This is a genomic window from Kitasatospora sp. NPDC114501, assembly GCF_055633695.1.
In genome coordinates, this window is sequence record NZ_JBVKDS010000007.1 from 260,731 (window position 1) to 277,005 (window position 16,275).

15 protein-coding genes are annotated in these 16,275 nt (G+C 74.7%); 8 read left to right on the forward strand and 7 right to left on the reverse strand.

Annotated elements, in window-relative coordinates; translation table 11 throughout:
• Positions 1-4: 4 nt before the first annotated feature.
• Complete coding sequence (locus tag ACZ7RU_RS15515) at positions 5-772, forward strand: polysaccharide deacetylase family protein (protein ID WP_470341453.1); 768 nt, start codon at positions 5-7, stop codon at positions 770-772.
• A 91-nt stretch (positions 773-863) separates the two neighbouring features.
• Here ACZ7RU_RS15515 and ACZ7RU_RS15520 read toward each other — a convergent pair whose 3' ends face one another.
• Genes ACZ7RU_RS15520 through ACZ7RU_RS15530 form a run of 3 tightly spaced genes read right to left on the reverse strand, consistent with a single transcriptional unit; the run spans position 864 to position 4,059 of the window.
• Positions 864-1,955: an MGDG synthase family glycosyltransferase gene (locus ACZ7RU_RS15520; protein WP_470341454.1), complete on the reverse strand. Its 1,092-nt coding sequence runs from the start codon at positions 1,953-1,955 to the stop codon at positions 864-866.
• A 12-nt stretch (positions 1,956-1,967) separates the two neighbouring features.
• Entirely contained in the window at positions 1,968-2,912 is a 945-nt protein-coding gene (locus ACZ7RU_RS15525; RefSeq protein ID WP_470341455.1) for an NAD-dependent epimerase/dehydratase family protein, read from the reverse strand.
• 22 nt (positions 2,913-2,934) lie between these two features.
• Positions 2,935-4,059 (reverse strand): DegT/DnrJ/EryC1/StrS family aminotransferase, encoded by a 1,125-nt coding sequence (locus ACZ7RU_RS15530; RefSeq protein ID WP_470341456.1) that lies wholly within the window; start codon positions 4,057-4,059, stop codon positions 2,935-2,937.
• A 380-nt stretch (positions 4,060-4,439) separates the two neighbouring features.
• Here ACZ7RU_RS15530 and ACZ7RU_RS15535 point away from each other — a divergent pair, with 380 nt between their 5' ends.
• From ACZ7RU_RS15535 to ACZ7RU_RS15545, 3 genes are all read left to right on the forward strand, one after another.
• Positions 4,440-6,641, forward strand: coding sequence for an MMPL family transporter (locus ACZ7RU_RS15535; RefSeq protein WP_470341457.1), 2,202 nt, complete (start codon positions 4,440-4,442; stop codon positions 6,639-6,641).
• Positions 6,642-6,922: 281 nt separating this feature from the next.
• Complete coding sequence (locus tag ACZ7RU_RS15540) at positions 6,923-8,293, forward strand: sensor histidine kinase (RefSeq protein ID WP_470341458.1); 1,371 nt, start codon at positions 6,923-6,925, stop codon at positions 8,291-8,293.
• Positions 8,290-8,967 (forward strand): response regulator transcription factor, encoded by a 678-nt coding sequence (locus ACZ7RU_RS15545; protein ID WP_470341459.1) that lies wholly within the window; start codon positions 8,290-8,292, stop codon positions 8,965-8,967. Before ACZ7RU_RS15540 ends, ACZ7RU_RS15545 begins: the two co-directional genes overlap by 4 nt.
• A gap of 97 nt (positions 8,968-9,064) precedes the next feature.
• On the opposite strand, the gene ACZ7RU_RS15550 is transcribed toward ACZ7RU_RS15545, so the two are convergent.
• The gene (locus ACZ7RU_RS15550) at positions 9,065-9,880 is read right to left on the reverse strand and encodes an SAM-dependent methyltransferase (protein WP_470341572.1); all 816 of its coding nucleotides are present in this window, start codon (positions 9,878-9,880) and stop codon (positions 9,065-9,067) included.
• A 252-nt stretch (positions 9,881-10,132) separates the two neighbouring features.
• Here ACZ7RU_RS15550 and ACZ7RU_RS15555 point away from each other — a divergent pair, with 252 nt between their 5' ends.
• The 4 genes from ACZ7RU_RS15555 (at position 10,133) to ACZ7RU_RS15570 (ending at position 12,026) form a co-directional block, all read left to right on the forward strand.
• Complete coding sequence (locus ACZ7RU_RS15555) at positions 10,133-10,480, forward strand: PRC-barrel domain-containing protein (RefSeq protein WP_470341460.1); 348 nt, start codon at positions 10,133-10,135, stop codon at positions 10,478-10,480.
• A gap of 152 nt (positions 10,481-10,632) precedes the next feature.
• Complete coding sequence (locus tag ACZ7RU_RS15560) at positions 10,633-10,899, forward strand: metal-sensitive transcriptional regulator (RefSeq protein WP_380573425.1); 267 nt, start codon at positions 10,633-10,635, stop codon at positions 10,897-10,899.
• Between the two features lie 199 nt (positions 10,900-11,098).
• Positions 11,099-11,572, forward strand: a complete 474-nt coding sequence (locus tag ACZ7RU_RS15565) for a VOC family protein (RefSeq protein ID WP_470341461.1) — start codon at positions 11,099-11,101, stop codon at positions 11,570-11,572.
• A gap of 4 nt (positions 11,573-11,576) precedes the next feature.
• A complete protein-coding gene (locus ACZ7RU_RS15570; protein WP_470341462.1) occupies positions 11,577-12,026 on the forward strand; it encodes an SRPBCC family protein in 450 nt (149 codons plus the stop codon).
• 73 nt (positions 12,027-12,099) lie between these two features.
• Here the strand turns inward: ACZ7RU_RS15570 and ACZ7RU_RS15575 are convergent, their stop codons facing one another.
• The 3 genes from ACZ7RU_RS15575 to ACZ7RU_RS15585 form a co-directional block, all read right to left on the reverse strand.
• Positions 12,100-13,353, reverse strand: a complete 1,254-nt coding sequence (locus ACZ7RU_RS15575) for an FUSC family protein (RefSeq protein ID WP_470341463.1) — start codon at positions 13,351-13,353, stop codon at positions 12,100-12,102.
• 80 nt (positions 13,354-13,433) lie between these two features.
• Positions 13,434-14,168: a polyprenol monophosphomannose synthase gene (locus tag ACZ7RU_RS15580; protein ID WP_470341464.1), complete on the reverse strand. Its 735-nt coding sequence runs from the start codon at positions 14,166-14,168 to the stop codon at positions 13,434-13,436.
• Positions 14,169-14,347: 179 nt separating this feature from the next.
• Positions 14,348-15,955, reverse strand: coding sequence for a N,N-dimethylformamidase beta subunit family domain-containing protein (locus ACZ7RU_RS15585; RefSeq protein ID WP_470341465.1), 1,608 nt, complete (start codon positions 15,953-15,955; stop codon positions 14,348-14,350).
• Positions 15,956-16,275: the final 320 nt, after the last annotated feature.

Consider the following 16,275-nt stretch of genomic DNA (forward strand, 5'->3'; position numbering starts at 1 on the left):
CCGGTTGAGCACCGCCGCCGCCCGCACCGGGACGCTCGCCGCCGCGGCGCTCGGCGTCGCCGCCGGCGTCGAGTTCCTGCACCTCGCCCCGGCCGCGGTCCGGCTGCCGCCGCTGCGCCGCACCCTGGCCCGCCGCACCGCCGGCCACGGCACCGCTCCCGGCCACGTCGCCCTCACCTTCGACGACGGCCCCGACCCCCGCAGCACCCCGTACGTCCTCGACGCGCTGGACGGACTCGGCGCCCGCGCCACCTTCTTCCTGCTCGGCACCATGCTGGAGCGCGCCCCCGCGCTCGGCCGCGAACTGGTGCTGCGCGGCCACGAGGTGGCCGTCCACGGCTGGTACCACCGGCCGCAGCGGTACCCGGCCCCGCTCCGCGACCTGCGCGAACTGCGCCGCGCCACCGAGGCCGTGACCGAACTCTGCGGAGCCCGCCCGCTCTGGTACCGCCCGCCGTACGGCGTGCTGACCGCGGGCCCGGCCCTGGCCGCCCGCCGGCTCGGCCTGCGCAGCGTGCTGTGGACAGCCTGGGGCCGCGACTGGACGGCGGAGGCCACCGGCGAGTCCGTCTACGCGACCGCCCGCCCCGGCCTCACCGCCGGCGCCACCCTCCTGCTGCACGACTCCGACTGCACCTCCGCCCCCGACTCCTGGCGCGCCACCCTCGCCGCCCTCCCCCTGATCGCCGCCCACTGCCGCACCCACCACCTCACCCTCGGCCCCCTCCGCGACCACCGGGTGCCGCCCGCAGGCGGGAACCGTCGGAGGTGACGGACGCGTCGTCGGGACCGACGGACGCCGGCCGGCCCTCGACCGGGCCGCCGGACGTGCACCCTGGCCCGGCCGCTCCGGCCCGCCTCGGCTATCCCAGCCCGACCCGCCGCAGCGCCGCCCCGAACCCCGACTGCCAGGCCGCCGGCGTGGCGCCGGGGCTCGGCGCCGGCTCGGGGCGGCGGAGTGCGGCCAGGGCGTTGCGGACCACCTCGGCCGGGTGGGCGGTGGCGACGTCGGCGTGGCCGAGTTCCAGTTCGTGCTGGAGGTTGTCGCGCCCGTGCCCCTGCACCACGTCGAGGAGCAGCAGCCGCCGGCCCAGCGCCCGGGCCTCGCTACAGGTGTCGCCCGAGCTGGTGACCACCAGGTCGGCGGCGGCCATCAGGGCGGGGACGCGGTCGGTGTAGCCGAAGGGGTGCAACCGGGGCTCGCGGCGCGCGGCGGCCAGCAGCCGGCGCTCCAGTTCCCGGTTGCGCCCCGCCACGGCGAGCACGTGCGGCCCGGCGGCGGCCAGCGAGGCGGCGGTGCGGGCGAGTGGGCCGAGCCCCCAGGAGCCCGACATCAGCAGCACGCACGCGGCGCCGGCCGGCACGCCGAGCTCGGCGCGCGCCGCGGCCCGCGCCGGCGGCCCGTAGAACGGCTGCCGCAGCGGCGCCGGCACGACGGCGATGTCGGCGTCCGGGCGGTACCGCCGCACCGCGCACGCGGCGACCTCCGAGGTGACCAGGAACAGGTCCGTCCCCTCCTGCACCCAGAGCCGGTGCGGCGTCACGTCGGTGCAGAACACGAAGTGCCGGAACTCCCGCTCCGGAGCCTGCCGCAGCAGCCGGTTGACCGCCGAGGTCGCGGTGGCGAACACCGACACCACCAGCTGCGGCCGCTGCGCCTCGACCAGCCGCCGCAGCGCCGGGACCAGTCGGCTGCGCGCCGCCGCGTCCGCGAGCAGGGCGAGCCGGGTGCCCGGTCGCAGCGCCGAGAAGTGGAAGGCGTCGTACACCCCGGGCAGGTCGAGCAGCCGGCGGAACACCGCCTCCCCGGTCGCGCCCGAGCGCTGCCCGAGCAGGGCCATGGCGTCGACGGTGCGAGTGGTCCAGCCGCGCTCCCGCAGGGTGTCCGCGCAGGCCTGCGCCATCACGTCGTGGCCCTGCCCGAGCGAGCCGGAGACGAGCAGGGCGTGCGGCATCGGGCGGCCCGGTCAGGCGCCGGCGGCCGAGCCGACGGTGGCCCGGTACCAGTCCGCGTAGCGCCGCACGCCGTCCGTGAAGTTGGTCCTCGGCGACCAGCCCAGCAGCCGCTTGGCCTGCGCCGAGGAGATCCGCCGCCCCGCGTAGTCGGCCTTGCGCCCGTCGATGTGCTCGATGGTGACGGGCCCCAGCAGGCCGTCCACGGTGTCGGCGATGTCCCGTACCGAGACGGCCGTCGAGCCCTCCAGGGCGAAGGTCTGGTCCTCGGCGGCGGGGGAGAGGGCCCGGACGTGCGCGTCGGCGAGGTCCTCGACGTAGACGAAGTTGCGGCTCTGCCGGCCGTCCCCGGCGATGGTGATCGGCCGGCCGGCCAGCGCGGCCTGGACGAACCGGGCGACGACCAGCTCGTCCCGCATCCGGGGGCCGTACGGGATGCCGTAGCGCAGGATGGTGAAGTGCTGCCCGTAGAGCTCGCGGTAGCTGTGCACCAGCATCTCGGCGGCGAGCTTGGTGGCCACGTACAGATGGCCGCTGTGCTCCAGCTCGATCGGCACGTGTTCGTCCAACTCCTGCTCCCCGCTGTCGAGTTGCTCGTTGGCGAGGGCGGCGCCGTACACCCAGACGGTGCTCGCCAGCACGGTCCGGCTGAGGCCGCTGCGGCGGGCGGCCTCCAGGACGGCCTCGGTGCCGTCGATGTTGGTCCGCACCGCGCGGACCGGATCGGCGCAGACCTGTTCGACGTCGGCCATGGCCGCCAGGTGGTAGACCACCTCGCTGCCGGCCAGCGCCGTGGTGAGGGCCTTGAGGTCGAGGACGTCGAGCCGCGCGTGCTCGGCGTCCGGGTTGAGGTACTTGTCGGTGGTGTCCACCGCGAGGACGTCGTGGCCGGCCGCGATCAGGTGGTCCACGACGTGTGAGCCGATGAATCCGCAGCCCCCGGTGACGGCTATCCGCACGATCTTGCTCCCTTCGCTCCGGCTATCCGGCCAGTCGCCGGTACACCGCGGAGACGGCGTCGACCACCTGCTCCGTCTCGTCCTCGGTCATGTCGGAGTGCACCGGCAGGCAGACCTGCCGGGCGCAGACGTCCTCGGCCACCGGCAGCGGCCCGCGCCGGTACGGGGCGAGCACCGGCTGGAGGTGCAGCGGCAGGTCGTAGACCTCGCCGGACAGCCGCACGCCGTGCTCCTCGGCCACCGCCCGCTTGAACTCCGCGCGGTCCACCCCGGAGGGCAGCAGCGCCACGTACTTGTAGTAGTTGCCGCGGCAGCCGGGTGGTTCGAGCACCGGGTCGAGGCCGTCCAGCCCGGCCAGCGCCGCGTCGTAGCGGCGGGCGACGGCCCGGCGGGTCTCGATGAACTCCTTCAGCCGGCGCAGGTGCACCGCGCCGATCGCGGCGTGCGGCTCGCTCATCCGCCAGGAGTAGCCGAGCTTCACGTGGTGGTTGGTGGTGAAGGAGCCCTTGCCCTGGTCACGGTGGATCCGGGCCTCGTCGCGAAGCTCCGCAGACTCGGTGAGGATCATCCCGCCCTCGCCGCTGGTGGTGACCTTGGTCGGGTAGAAGGAGAAGGCCCCGGCCAGGCCGAAGGTCCCGGCCGCGCGCCCGTCGAAGCTGCTGCCGTGGGCGTGCGCGGCGTCCTCGACCAGCGGGATGCCGCGCCGGTCGCACAGCGCCCGCAGGGCGTCGACCTGCGGGCCGACCAGTCCGCCGATGTGCACCAGGACGACCGCGGCGGTGTCCGGGGTGAGCGCCGCCTCCAGGGTCTCGGGGGAGAGCGCGAGGGTGGCCGGGTCGACGTCGGCGAAGACCGGACGCCCGCCCGCGTGCACCACCGCTCCGGCGGTCGCGTAGAAGGTGACGGCGGGGACTACCACGTCGCGGCCCCGGACGTCGACGCTGCGCAGGATCACCTCCAGCGCCGCCGTGCCGCTGCTCACCGCGACGGCGTACGAGGCGCCGTGCTCGGCGGCGAAGGCCTGCTCGAAGCGCTCGGTCCACGGACCGAGGGTCAGCGCCCCGGTGGTGAGCATCTCGGTCACCGCTTCGGCGACCGCCGCGCGGTCGCTCTCGTCGAACACGATGCGGGCGGCTGGAACGCCCATGGGCACCTCCGGCGGCGGGCTGCGAAAGCAGCACCGATCGGGTGGGATCCTCCCGAACCGCACGTCGGCGGACGGGTCAGGTCACATCACGCTACTTCGCCCACCGGTCCGCGGCCCGCCGTCGCCGCCCGCACGGGTGACCGGACCTGCTTCCGCCGCAGGTCCGGGCGCTGCTTCCGGTGCAGGGCGTGCGCTCCTCCGGGCGGGGGAGGGGACTACTGCGTCCGCAGTAGGCAAACGGCCTGCGCAGGGACGACGACGGAGCAGGGGTCGGCGCTCAAGGATTGGCCATGCTGCGGCGGACCGCGTCCATCCGGACGTCAGGCCCGCCGTGGCGCGTCCCGTTTCCGAGCACCGCATCCGAAGGAGTCCGCTCTCCCGTGGCCACGTTCCTCTACCGTCTGGGCCGATGGACCTTCGTCCGGCGCCGGCTGGTGACCTTCCTCTGGGTCACCGTGCTGGCCGCCGTCGGGGTCCTGGCGGCCAAGGCGCCCGCCGCACCCGACGACGGCTTCGCGATGCCCGGCACGGAAGCGCAGAAGGCCTTCGACCTGATGAACGAGCGCTTCCCCGGCGGCCACGCCGACGGGGCCTCGGCGCGCCTGGTGTTCGTCGCCCCCTCCGGCCAGAAGATCACCGCCGCGCCCAACCAGCAGGCGGTCGAGCGGACCGTCGACGAGCTCGCCGGCTCCGAGCAGGTCACCGCCGCGGTGAACCCGTTCAGGACGCAGGGGGCCGTCTCCGCGGACGGCACCACCGCGTACGCGACGGTCAGCTACTCCGCCAAGGCGGGCGAGGTCTCCGAGGGCGCCACCGACGCCCTGGAGCAGGCCGCCCAGCACGGCCGGGACGCCGGGCTCAAGGTCGAGATCGGCGGTACCGCGCTGATGGCCAAGCCCGAGGCGGGCGGCAGCAGCGAGGCGATCGGCATGGCGCTGTCCGCCGTCGTGCTGGTGATCACCTTCGGCTCGCTGCTCGCGGCCGGCCTGCCGCTGCTCACCGCGGTCGTCGGAGTCGGCCTCGGCATGGCGCTGATCACCGCGCTGGGCAGCACGCTGGGGCTCTCCGCCACCACCGGCACGCTCGCCATGATGCTCGGCCTCGCGGTCGGCATCGACTACGCGGTGTTCATCGTCTCCCGCTACCGCGCCGAGCTCGCCGAGGGCCGCGCACCCCAGGAGGCGGCGGGCCGGGCCGTCGGCACCGCCGGGTCCGCAGTGGTCTTCGCCGGCCTCACCGTGGTGATCGCGCTCGTCGGCCTCTCCGTGGTCGGCATCCCGATCCTGGCCAAGATGGGCATGGCCGCCGCCGGCACCGTCGTGATCGCCGTGCTGGTCGCCCTCACCCTGGTGCCCGCGCTGCTCGGCTTCCTCGGCCGCAAGGTGCTTCCGCGCAAGGCCCGCAAGGCCCGCGGCGCGGCGGCCCCGGCCGTGAAGGAGAACGGCGGCGCCCGCTGGGCCCGCTTCGTCCTGCGCCGCCCGCTCGCGGTGCTGCTCGGCGGCGTGATCGGCCTCGGCGTGCTCGCCGCGCCTGCGCTGGACCTGCGGCTCGGCCTGCCGGGCGACGAGTCGAAGCCCACCTCGACCACCCAGCGCCGCGCCTACGACCTGCTCTCCGAGGGCTTCGGCCCCGGCTTCAACGGCCCGCTGACGGTCATGGTGGACGCCAAGGGCGTCGCCGACCCGAAGGCCGCCGCGGGCGAGGTCGCCAAGAAGGTCTCCGGTCTGCCCGGGGTCGTCGCGGTGACGCCGCCGATGTTCAACCAGGCGGGCGACACCGCCCTGCTCAACGCCGTCCCGGCGACCGGCCCGACCGAGGCCGAGACCAAGGACATCGTGCACGCCATCCGTGCCGACGCGGCCGGCCTGAAGTCGGCCACCGGGGCGACGGTCCTGGTCAGCGGCACCACGGCGATGAACATCGACGTCTCGCAGAAGATGTCCGACGCGCTGCTGCCCTACCTCGCCGTCGTCGTCGGCCTCGCCGTCCTCCTGCTGATGGTGGTCTTCCGCTCCGTCCTCGTCCCGCTGAAGGCGGCCCTCGGCTTCCTGCTCTCGGTCGTCGCCGCGCTCGGCGCCGTGGTCGCGGTCTTCCAGTGGGGCTGGCTGGCCGACCTGATCGGCGTGGAGCAGACCGGCCCGGTGATGAGCATGATGCCGATCTTCATGATCGGTGTGGTCTTCGGCCTCGCCATGGACTACGAGGTGTTCCTGGTCACCCGCATCCGCGAGGGCTACGTCCACGGCGAGCAGCCCGGCGAGGCGATCGTCACCGGCTTCCGGCACAACGCCCGGGTGGTCACCGCCGCCGCGTTCATCATGATCGCCGTCTTCGCGGGCTTCATCGGGATGAGCGAGCCGATGATCAAGATGATGGGCCTGGGCCTCGCCGCGGCCGTCGCCTTCGACGCCTTCCTCGTCCGGATGACCATCGTCCCGGCCGTCCTCGCCCTGCTCGGCCGCCGCGCCTGGTGGCTGCCGCGCTGGCTCGACCGTCTGATACCGGACGTGGACGTCGAGGGCAGCAAGCTGGCGACCACCGCGTCCGAGCCGGCCCCGGCCCGGGAGCCGGTCTCCGTCTAGACCGCCACCGCTCGGCCCGCCCCGGCCCCGGCACCGCCGGGGGCCGGGGCCGGGGGCCGGACTCCACCCGGGGCCTGCCCCGGTTCCGCTGGCTCAGGCCCGCACCCTTCGGCTCGGACACCGGTTCGGGCCCCAACCGTTACCGTTGCTGTCGGGGGCCACCGCCCGTACGGAGGCCCCCCGACGCGGCCCGCCACGGCTCCACCGGGGCCCGCGCGGCACGAACTGGAGCTGCCCGGCGACGGGCGCGTCCAGCGTCCCCCCGACCGGAGAGCACGACCATGAGCGACACCTGGCAGCGCCTGCGCCGCGACCACCCCCGGCTGCTCGACGCGGCCGGAGGAGTGGCCCTGATCACGGTCACCGCCCTCGGCGCCACCACCGACCAGGCTGCCGGCAAGTTCGTCAAGGCCGACCCGACGACCTGCGCCCTCGCGCTCGTCGCGGCCCTCTCCGTCTTCTTCCACCGCCGCTGGCCGCGCGCGGTGGTCGCCGTCACGCTGCTCTGCACCATGCTGCTCGCCTGGAGCAGTCCCCGGCTCACCCCGATGCTGGCCACCCCGCTGCTGCTCTCGCTCTACTTCCTCGCCACCCGCACCGACCGGGCCACCGCCTTCCGCGCCTCGGTCCTCACCGCCGTGCTGCTCACCGGGATCGCCCTGCTGTTCGGCCCCAGCGGCCCGGTCGGCGAACGGATCGGCGTCCTGGCCTGGGCCCTGCTGCCCGGGGCCCTCGGCGACTCCATCCGCAACCGCCGCGCCCACCTCGCGGCCATCGAGGAGCGCGCCGAACGCGCCGAGCGCACCCGTGAGGAGGAGGCCCGCCGCAGGGTCGCCGACGAGCGCATCAGGATCGCCCGCGACCTGCACGACGTCGTGGCCCACCACATCACCCTCGCCAACGCCCAGGCCGGCATCGCCGTCCACCTCATGGACAGCCACCCCGTCCAGGCCCGCGAGGTGCTCAGCCACATCACCGACGCCACCGGCTCGGCCCTCCAGGAGCTGCGCGCCACCGTCGGCCTGCTGCGCCGCGCCGAGGAGCCCGCCCCGCTCGAACCCGCCCCCGGCCTCGACCGGCTGCCCGAGCTGATCAACACCTTCGAGCGGGCCGGCCTGCCGGTCCGGCTCACCGTGGACGGCGAGGCCCGCCCGCTGTCGCCCGGGGTGGACCTCACCGCCTTCCGGATCGTCCAGGAGTCGCTGACCAACGTGGCCAAACACGCCCACGGTGCCGACGCCGAGATCACCCTCGCCTACAGCGGCAGCCGGGTCGCGGTCAGCGTCGCCAACGGCCGCCCGACCGCGACCGGCCGCCCCCGCGCGGTGCCCCTGCCCCAGGACCCGCCGAGCGAGGGCGGCTTCGGCCTGATCGGCATGCGCGAGCGGGCCGGCGCGGTCGGCGGCCGGCTCAGCGCCGACCGGCGGCCCGACGGCGGCTTCCTGGTCACCGCCGAACTGCCGCTGCGCACCGGTGCCCGCGACGACGGCCCCGAGGCCGCCGGAGCCTTCACCGCCGCAGACGTCGCCCGCGCCGCCCGGGCCGCCCGCGCCGTGCGCACCGCCCGTACCGATCACCCGACACCAGCCCAGGGACAGGCCGGCGCCGCCCGACCGGACGGCGCCGTTCGAGAGGACAGGGACCACGCATGACCATCCGGGTACTGCTCGCCGACGACCAGGCCCTGCTGCGCGGTGCCTTCCGCCTGCTGATCGAGGCGGAGGAGGACATGGAGGTGGTCGGCGAGGCCGCCGACGGCCGGGAGGCCGTCGCGCTCGCCCGGGCCACCAAGCCCGACATCGTGCTGATGGACATCCGGATGCCCGGCGTCGACGGCCTCGGCGCCACCGCCGAGATCTGCGGCGACGAGGAGCTGTCCGGCACCCGGGTGCTCATCCTCACCACCTTCGAGATCGACGAGTACGTGGCCCAGGCGCTCCGGGCGGGCGCCGGAGGGTTCCTCGGCAAGGGCGCCGACCCGAAGGAACTGCTCGCCGCCGTCCGCACCGTCGCGGCCGGCGAGGCGCTGCTCTCGCCCGCCGCCACCCGGGCCGTGATCGACCAGTTCCTGGCCCAGCCCGAGCCGGCCTCCGCCGCCCCGACGAGCGGGCGGCTGTCCGTCCTCACCGCCCGTGAGCGCGAGGTGATGTCGATGGCCGCCACCGGACTCACCAACGAGGAGATCGCCGAGCGGATGTTCGTCAGCCCCTTCACCGTCCGCACCCACGTCCACCGGGCGATGTCCAAGCTCGACGCCCGCGACCGCGCCCAACTCGTCGCCATCGCCTACCAGACCGGCCTGGTCCCGCCCGGCCGCCCGGCCTGAGCACGCCGCGATGCGGGCGCGACCGGGGTCGGCTCTGGTGGCCGACTCGCCGTACGAGGAGTTTCCCGTGCGAGGAGCTTGCCGTGCGACGGGGCCGTCAGGGCTTGCGGGCCACCGCGCCGTACATGCTGACGCGGTCGGCGCCGGGGCCCGGGGCGGTGTCGGGGCGCCAGAGGGGGACGGTGGTGACGCCGGGGTCGAGGAGGTCGAGGCCGTCGAAGAAGGTCCGGACCTCCTCGCGGGAGCGGCCGACCAGGGGCGCGGTGGCCTTGTCGTAGACGCCGGTGACCCGGTCGCGGATCTCGGCCGGGATGAAGTCGGCGGTGCCGTGGGAGAGGACCAGGTGGCTGCCGGACGGCAGGGTGTCCAGGAGGGTGGCGAGGGCCTGGTGGGGCTTGTCCTCGTCCCGCAGGAAGTGGAGGACGGCGGCGAGGACGAGTCCGACCGGGCGGGAGAAGTCGAGCAGCCCCACCTCCTGGACGGCGTCCAGCAGGGCGGCGGGCTCCCGCAGGTCGGCCTGGATGACGGTGGTGCGGCCGGGGCCGGAGCCGGCCATCAGGGCGCGGGCGTGGCTGAGCACGATCGGGTCGTTGTCCACGTAGACCACCCGCGCGCCCGGCCGGGCCGTCTGGGCGATCTCATGGGTGTTGCCGACGGTCGGGATGCCGGTGCCGATGTCGAGGAACTGGTCGATGCCGAGGTCGGCGACGCACCGCACCGCGCGGGTGAGGAAGCCGCGGTTGGCACGGGCGGTGGAGCGGAACTCCGGGTTGGCGGCGAGCGCCTTCTCGGCGGCGGCGCGGTCGGCGGGGAAGTTGTCCTTCCCGCCCAGGTAGTAGTCGTACATCCGGGCCGGGTGCGGCACGTCGGGCCGCAGGTCGGCCGCGATGGCGGCCTCGCCGGACTCCCACATGTTCTCGTATCCCACGGCTGCCGCCTCCTCCGCACGGAAATCACCGGTGATCCACTCGCATCCTTGCCGGCGGACAGCCTAGAGCCCAGGTCACGGCCCTGGTGCCGGTTGGTCGGGTCACCCCTGTATGTCCCTGTTCGTCGGGCGGGGGAGGGCGGCGGCTCGCCGCGCGCCGCCGCCGCTCCCGGCGCACGATGGGAGTTCGGGCAGTGGAACAGCCGGGGACGGGAGGTCGGGTCCGTGGTCATCGCAATGGCAGACATCCGCGAGTGGCGCGGCCACGCCGTGGTCGACGAGAAGGGCCACCGCATCGGTTCGCTGGAGTCGGTCTACGTGGAGACGGCCAGTGACGAGCCGTTCTTCGTCACCGTCACGGTCGGTTTCGCCGGTCGGCGCCGCCTGGTGTTCGTGCCGCTGGACGGGGCCGTGGCCGGACCGGACTACCTCCGGGTGGCGTACCCGCGCAACCAGGTCAAGCAGGCCCCGGCGATCGGCACCGACGACGTGCTGCCCGCCGAGGACGAGCCCGCCGTGTTCGCGCACTACGAGCTCCCGTACGAGACCGGCGCCGGCGGCGAGCGCCGCCTGGCCCGCCGCTGAACCGTGCCGCCCCGCCGCCGCCCGAACCGGGGTGACCGCACCGGAGCGACCGGGCCGGAGTGACAGGACCGGACGCGACTTCCGCCATCCGGGAATGAATACCCCGCCGGGTACACTTGTCCATCGACAGTCGATGGGAAAGGCGGCCCGACATGCAGGTGGACGAGGAGGCGGTCGGCGCGGTCCTGAACCGGCTGCGTCGCGCGCAGGGCCAGTTGGCCGGAGTGATCGCGATGATCGAGGCGGGCCGGGACTGCAAGGACGTGGTCACCCAGCTCGCCGCCGTCTCGCGGGCCCTCGACCGGGCGGGGTTCAAGATCGTCGCGAGCGGCATGCGCCAGTGCATGGCCGCCGCCGACGGGGACGCGCCGCCGATGAGCGAGGCCGAGCTGGAGAAGCTGTTCCTCGCCCTGGCCTGACCGCCGGCACGAGCCCGGGACCACACCCGTCCGGAGGGCCGCGACGCCTCACCCGTCGCGGCCCTCTTCGGCTGCCCGCGGTAGTTCCCGCGCCGCCCTCCGAGCTGACAACGGCGCCGGCCGGGCCGGGGGCGCCGATCCGGTGACCCCCGGCCGTGGCTCGGCCGCCCCGTCGCAGCCCGCCGCTACCGTCGGGCGCATGCAGAAAATCACCACCTTCCTCTGGTTCGACGACCAGGCCGAAGAGGCCGCCACCTTCTACACCTCGCTGTTCCCCGACTCCCGGATCACCGGCATCACCCGCTACGGCGAGGCCGGCCCCGGCCCGGCCGGCTCGGTGATGACCGTCGGGTTCGAGCTCGCCGGCCGCGAGTACACGGCCCTGAACGGCGGCCCGGAGTTCCACTTCACGGAGGCGATCTCGCTCCAGGTGGAGTGCGAGGACCAGCGGGAGGTCGACGAGCTCTGGGCCGGACTCACCGCCGACGGCGGCCAGGAGGGCCCGTGCGGCTGGCTCAAGGACCGCTACGGCCTCTCCTGGCAGATCACCCCGCGGGTGCTGCTCGAGCTGATCGCCGACGAGGACCGGGCCAAGGCGGGCCGGGTGATGGCGGCCATGCTGCGGATGCGGAAGATCGAGATCCAGCCGCTGCTCGACGTGGCCGAGGGCTGAGGCCGTGGCCGCCCTCAGCCATCGCGGCGTCACCTACCTGCGGGCCACCCCCGAACGGGTCTGGCACGCGCTGACCAACGCCGACGAGTCCGGCGTCTACTGGGGCCACCGCAACGTCTCCACCTGGCTGCCCGGCGCGCCCTGGGAGCACCAGCGGACCGACGACTCCGGCGTCGCCGACGTCATCGGCACCGTCGAGGCGGTCGACCGTCCGCACCGGCTGGTCACCACCTGGGCCGGGCCGCAGGAGCAGCGCGCCGGCTGGCCCTCCCGGGTCACCTTCGAGCTCCAGGGCTGGCAGGACCTCACCCGGCTCACCGTGACCCACGAGAACCTCGCCGACGAGGCCGAGCGGGCGGACGCCGAACAGGGCTGGTCGGCGGTGCTCGCCAACCTCAAGACCTACCTGGAGACCGGCCACCCGCTGCCCCAGCAGCCCTGGCTGATGCCCTGACCGACGCCGGCCCGCGAAGCGGCGAACGGCGCCCGGCCCACGCCGCCCCGGGAAACGGTGAACGGCGCCCGGCCTACGCCGCCGAGCGCTCCGCCGGGACGGACGTGCGGCGGCCGCGGGCCCGCTCGCCGCGCGCCAGGCGGCGCAGCCAGGCGTAGCGGGAGAACCGCTCCCGGTTCGCCACCGAGGCCCGGTCCAGCTCCTCCATCAGCCGCCGGCTGCGGTGCTCCAGGTCCAGCTCGTCCAGGATGCGGTCCACCTCGGCCAGCATCGAACCGTGCAGCTGCCAGGCCTCCGGGTGCTCCTGGACCTTGCGCAGCAGCATCTGGGCGACGTTCTCCCGGCAGGCCCAGGCCGCCGTCAGCTCGGCGGCCAGCCGGTCCTCCGCCTCCTCGGCGTTCCGGCTCACCTGGGTGGTCACCAGCACCGCGAAGCTCACCATCGCGTCGCCGACGTGTGCCAGCAGCTCCTCCAGCGCCACCGCGTCGTCCGGCGGGAAGAGCCGCTCGTCGGGTCCGCGCTTCTTGGCCAGGTCGGTCAGCGAGCGGGCCAGCACCCGGATCACCACCACACAGATCTCCAGGGTGTCCAGCCCGGTGCGCAGCACCAGCCGGGACAGCAGCCCCTCGCTGATCCGCGGGTTGAACCGCAGGCTGTCCTCGGCCTGGCGCAGCGCCGCGTCCACGTCCGCGATCGCCTGGTCCAGCCGGCGGGCCTCGTGCAGCCGCTCGGCGGCCCGGGCCACCGGGGTGGGACGGCCCAGCTCCTCGGAGATGTCGAGCAGCAGTTGGCGGGCCCGCCGGGCGAGGTCCTCGATCGACTCCCCAGCGGTGTCCACCCAGACCGGCGGCGCGAACAGCAGGTTGAACAGCAGGCCGACGGCGGCGCCGATGAGCGTCTCCAGCACCCGGTCCCAGGCCTGCGAGGCCAGCTTGGTCACGCCCAGGATCAGCATCGCGCTGATCGCGACCTCCTGGACGAACTCCTCGACCCGGACGAACCGGCCGACGACCAGCGAGGCCAGGATGATCAGTCCGAGGCTCCACCAGGAGAGCCCGACCACGGCGCTGAACCCGATGGCGATCAGCACCCCGACCACCACCGAGTTGACCCGGCGGACGCTGGTCTTGAGCGTCGAGTAGACGGTGACCTGGACGACCAGCAGCGCGGTCAGCGGCGCCGTCAGCGGGGCGGGCTCGCTGCTCAGCCCCGTCGCCACGGCATAGGCGATGGTGGCCGCGACGGTGGCCCGGATCGTCTGGACCACGAAGGGTTCTCGGGCGCTGCGGCGGACCAGGTCCGCGAGTCTCTCCGGGAGAAGGGCCATGTCGCCCTTCTTTCCCCGTGACCGCCGTTCACACCGCCTCCGGGGCCGTCCGGCACCCGTACGCCAGCATCGGGCCGTCGTCAGCCCTCGCGGTTGAAGCGCAGCTTCCAGGGCGCCAGCGCGGACTCGACCTGCACGCCCATGCTCATCTTGGAGGCGCCCTCGATCCGCTCCTCGAAGCGGATCGGCACCTCGCGGATCGTCATGCCCTGCCTGATGACCCGGTAGTTCATCTCGACCTGGAAGGAGTAGCCGTTGCTCCGCACGCTCGGCAGGTCGATGGAGCGCAGGGTGCCGGCCCGCCAGGCCTTGAAACCGGCGGTGGCGTCCTTCACCCCGAGGCTGAGGATCGCGTTGACGTAGAAGTTCGCCCAGGCGGAGAGCGCCTTGCGGTGCCAGGGCCACTCCTCGGCGGTCGAACCGCCGTCGACGTAGCGGGAGCCCAGCACCACGGCGGTGTCGTCGGCGAGCAGCGTCTCGACCATCGCGGGTATCGCCGAGGCCGGGTGGGAGAGGTCGGCGTCCATCTGCACCACGACGTCGGCACCCTCGTCCAGGGCCTTCGCCATACCGGCCAGGTACGCCCGGCCGAGGCCGTCCTTCTCGGTGCGGTGCAGCACGCCCACGGTGCCGCCGGAGTCCGCGGCGAGCTTGTCGGCGACCTCGCCGGTGCCGTCGGGGGAGCTGTCGTCGACCACCAGCAGGTGCAGGTTGGGCACCGGGAGCTCCGCGAGCATGCCCGCGAGGACCGGGAGGTTCTCCCGCTCGTTGTACGTGGGGACGACCACAACGACCTTGGGGGAGGCCTCGACCATGTTCTGTTTCCCTCGTGCCTGCTCCGGATGGGACTGTGCGAGTGTATCGGGGGCGCCGGCCGGCTCCTGCCCCGGCCGGGGGCGGGGCCGTCGTGACGACGGAGCGGCTCTCGGGCGTCGCCCCGGCGGAGGCCTTCACCCCGCCGGCGTCGCCCCGGTGAAGGCCTCCGCCGGGGCCGCTACGCCGTGCCGTAGACGGCGGCGAGGTTGTCCTGCGCCGGGCGGGTGCGGCCGGCCGGGCCGGCGGCGAAGGCGCGCAGGACGTTCTCGGTGACCTGGCGGACCAGGTCCCCGGCGTGCGAGTCGATGCCGTGGTCGGCCCTGCCGCCGCCGGGGCCGCGAGCCTCCAGCGCCTCGACCCAGCGCATCGTCCCGGTGGCGAACACCCCGGCACCGCTCGGCACCGTGTGGTAGGCGGTGTCGGAGTGGGAGCGGCGGCCGTCGCAGACCACCGGGGAGTGGGCGATCACCTCGATCGGGCGCGGGGTCGGGAAGCCGGTGTCCACCCGGTCGTACTCGACCCCGACCAGGTGCGGGAAGGAAGCCCCCGCAGCGACACCCGTCCCCTCGAAGGCCCAGTGCCCGGGGGAGGTGACCACGTACGGGGCGTCCACCGGGTAGCCGTCGTAGATGACGCCGAGCATCGAGCTCTCCGGGTCGGCACCCGGGCCGACCCGGAAGTCGGTGGTCGCCGGGGCGCCCGCCCGGAGGCCCGGGTCCTGCGCCCAGGCGTCCTTGTAGCAGACCACCGTGCGGTCCGGCCCGAGCTCGGTCGGCTCGAACCGCACCCGGCGGTAGCAGCAGTTGGCGCCCAGGATCGCCAGGTTGGTACCGAAGTCCCGGGCCGCGACCACGTTGGCCCGCTGCTCGGGCGACCAGTACTCGTCGTGGCCCAGGGACAGGACGGCGCTCGCCCCGGCCAGCAGGCCGGGCTCGCGGGCCACGTCGATCCCGGTGGTGTAGGCGAGCGGCAGGCCGAGCCGCTCGGCGAGGGCGATCAGCGGTGCCTCGTAGACCAGGAACAGCCCGGCGCCGTGGTCGTAGTCGTACGGCCGGTCGAAGACGACCCGCAGCGAGCGGGTGGCCAGGCCGCCGGTCGGGCCGTTGTAGAGGCTGTGGCCGCCCCACTCGTTGTAGGCCTGCCAGGTCGCGGGGGCGCTCATGATCACCGTCCGGCCGGCGGTGCTCGCGGAGCGGACGGTGAGCGGGACGTAGCGTCGTCCGGAGCCGTCCTCGGCGTCCAGCCGCAGCAGGTAGGCGCCCTCGGGCCAGCCGGCGGTGTCCACCGCGAGCGTGCGCTGCCAGCCGGTCAGCACGGTGCGGGTCGCCGGGTCGACGTGCGGCGCGGGCTGTCTGCCGCCGGGTACGTGCTCGCGGCGCCACACCAGCCGGGCGCGGGCGCCGTCGTACCAGCCCATCCGGTAGGCGGAGACGGTGAAGGCGGCTGCGGGGGTGGAGACGTGCAGGCCGAAGGGCTCACCGGGCAGCACGCTGACCCGGTCGGCGAAGCCCTCGATGGCGTCGTCGGGGCCGGGGTCGGTGATCTCCCAGTCGGGGTTGCCGGGGAGGGAGCGCTCGCTCTTCGGGCCGGTGCGCCCGTCGGTGGCCGGGCCGGTGGTGGCTGGTTCGGCCGTGGCTGGTTCGGCGGTGGGTGGTTCGGCGGACGCCGAGGCGGCGGCGGACGGGGACGGGGCGGGGGCCTGGTTCGGGCGGCGGGGGCCGCAGGAGGTGACGGCGGCCGCCATCAGGCCCAGGCCCAGGATCCTCCGCCGGCTCGGCTCCACCACCGCGACCTCCCTGTCTCCGTGTCCGTGCCGGGTCGGCCGGGTCGGCGCCGTGCCGACGCCCGTGGGTGCGCCGACCCGGTGCGTCAATGGCGCGGACATCCTCGCGTGTTCCGCGAGGTCCCGGCAGACCGCCGCGCCGCGCCGGACGGGGCTGCGGACCCGTCACCGGTGGGAACGAGCAGGTGAGGAGGCGGCCCGCCACCAGGGCAGGGCCGTACGGGCGCACCCGGGTGTGTCGGTGCGCGCGGTTGACCGGCCCCGGTGAGCCGGTCCCCTAGCCTGACCAGGCCCGCCGTCCGGCGGCCACAGGGGATCCGGGG

Excerpts from the sequence above, each read along its gene's own strand:
- ACZ7RU_RS15580 (WP_470341464.1), bottom strand. The coding sequence starts at position 14,168 with ATGGTCGAGGCCTCCCCCAAGGTCGTTGTGGTCGTCCCCACGTACAAC.
- ACZ7RU_RS15575 (WP_470341463.1), bottom strand. The coding sequence starts at position 13,353 with ATGGCCCTTCTCCCGGAGAGACTCGCGGACCTGGTCCGCCGCAGCGCC.
- ACZ7RU_RS15555 (WP_470341460.1), top strand. The coding sequence starts at position 10,133 with ATGGCAGACATCCGCGAGTGGCGCGGCCACGCCGTGGTCGACGAGAAG.
- ACZ7RU_RS15530 (WP_470341456.1), bottom strand. The coding sequence starts at position 4,059 with ATGGGCGTTCCAGCCGCCCGCATCGTGTTCGACGAGAGCGACCGCGCG.
- ACZ7RU_RS15565 (WP_470341461.1), top strand. The coding sequence starts at position 11,099 with ATGCAGAAAATCACCACCTTCCTCTGGTTCGACGACCAGGCCGAAGAG.
- ACZ7RU_RS15540 (WP_470341458.1), top strand. The coding sequence starts at position 6,923 with ATGAGCGACACCTGGCAGCGCCTGCGCCGCGACCACCCCCGGCTGCTC.
- ACZ7RU_RS15550 (WP_470341572.1), bottom strand. The coding sequence starts at position 9,880 with ATGTGGGAGTCCGGCGAGGCCGCCATCGCGGCCGACCTGCGGCCCGAC.
- ACZ7RU_RS15545 (WP_470341459.1), top strand. The coding sequence starts at position 8,290 with ATGACCATCCGGGTACTGCTCGCCGACGACCAGGCCCTGCTGCGCGGT.
- ACZ7RU_RS15560 (WP_380573425.1), top strand. The coding sequence starts at position 10,633 with ATGCAGGTGGACGAGGAGGCGGTCGGCGCGGTCCTGAACCGGCTGCGT.
- ACZ7RU_RS15520 (WP_470341454.1), bottom strand. The coding sequence starts at position 1,955 with ATGCCGCACGCCCTGCTCGTCTCCGGCTCGCTCGGGCAGGGCCACGAC.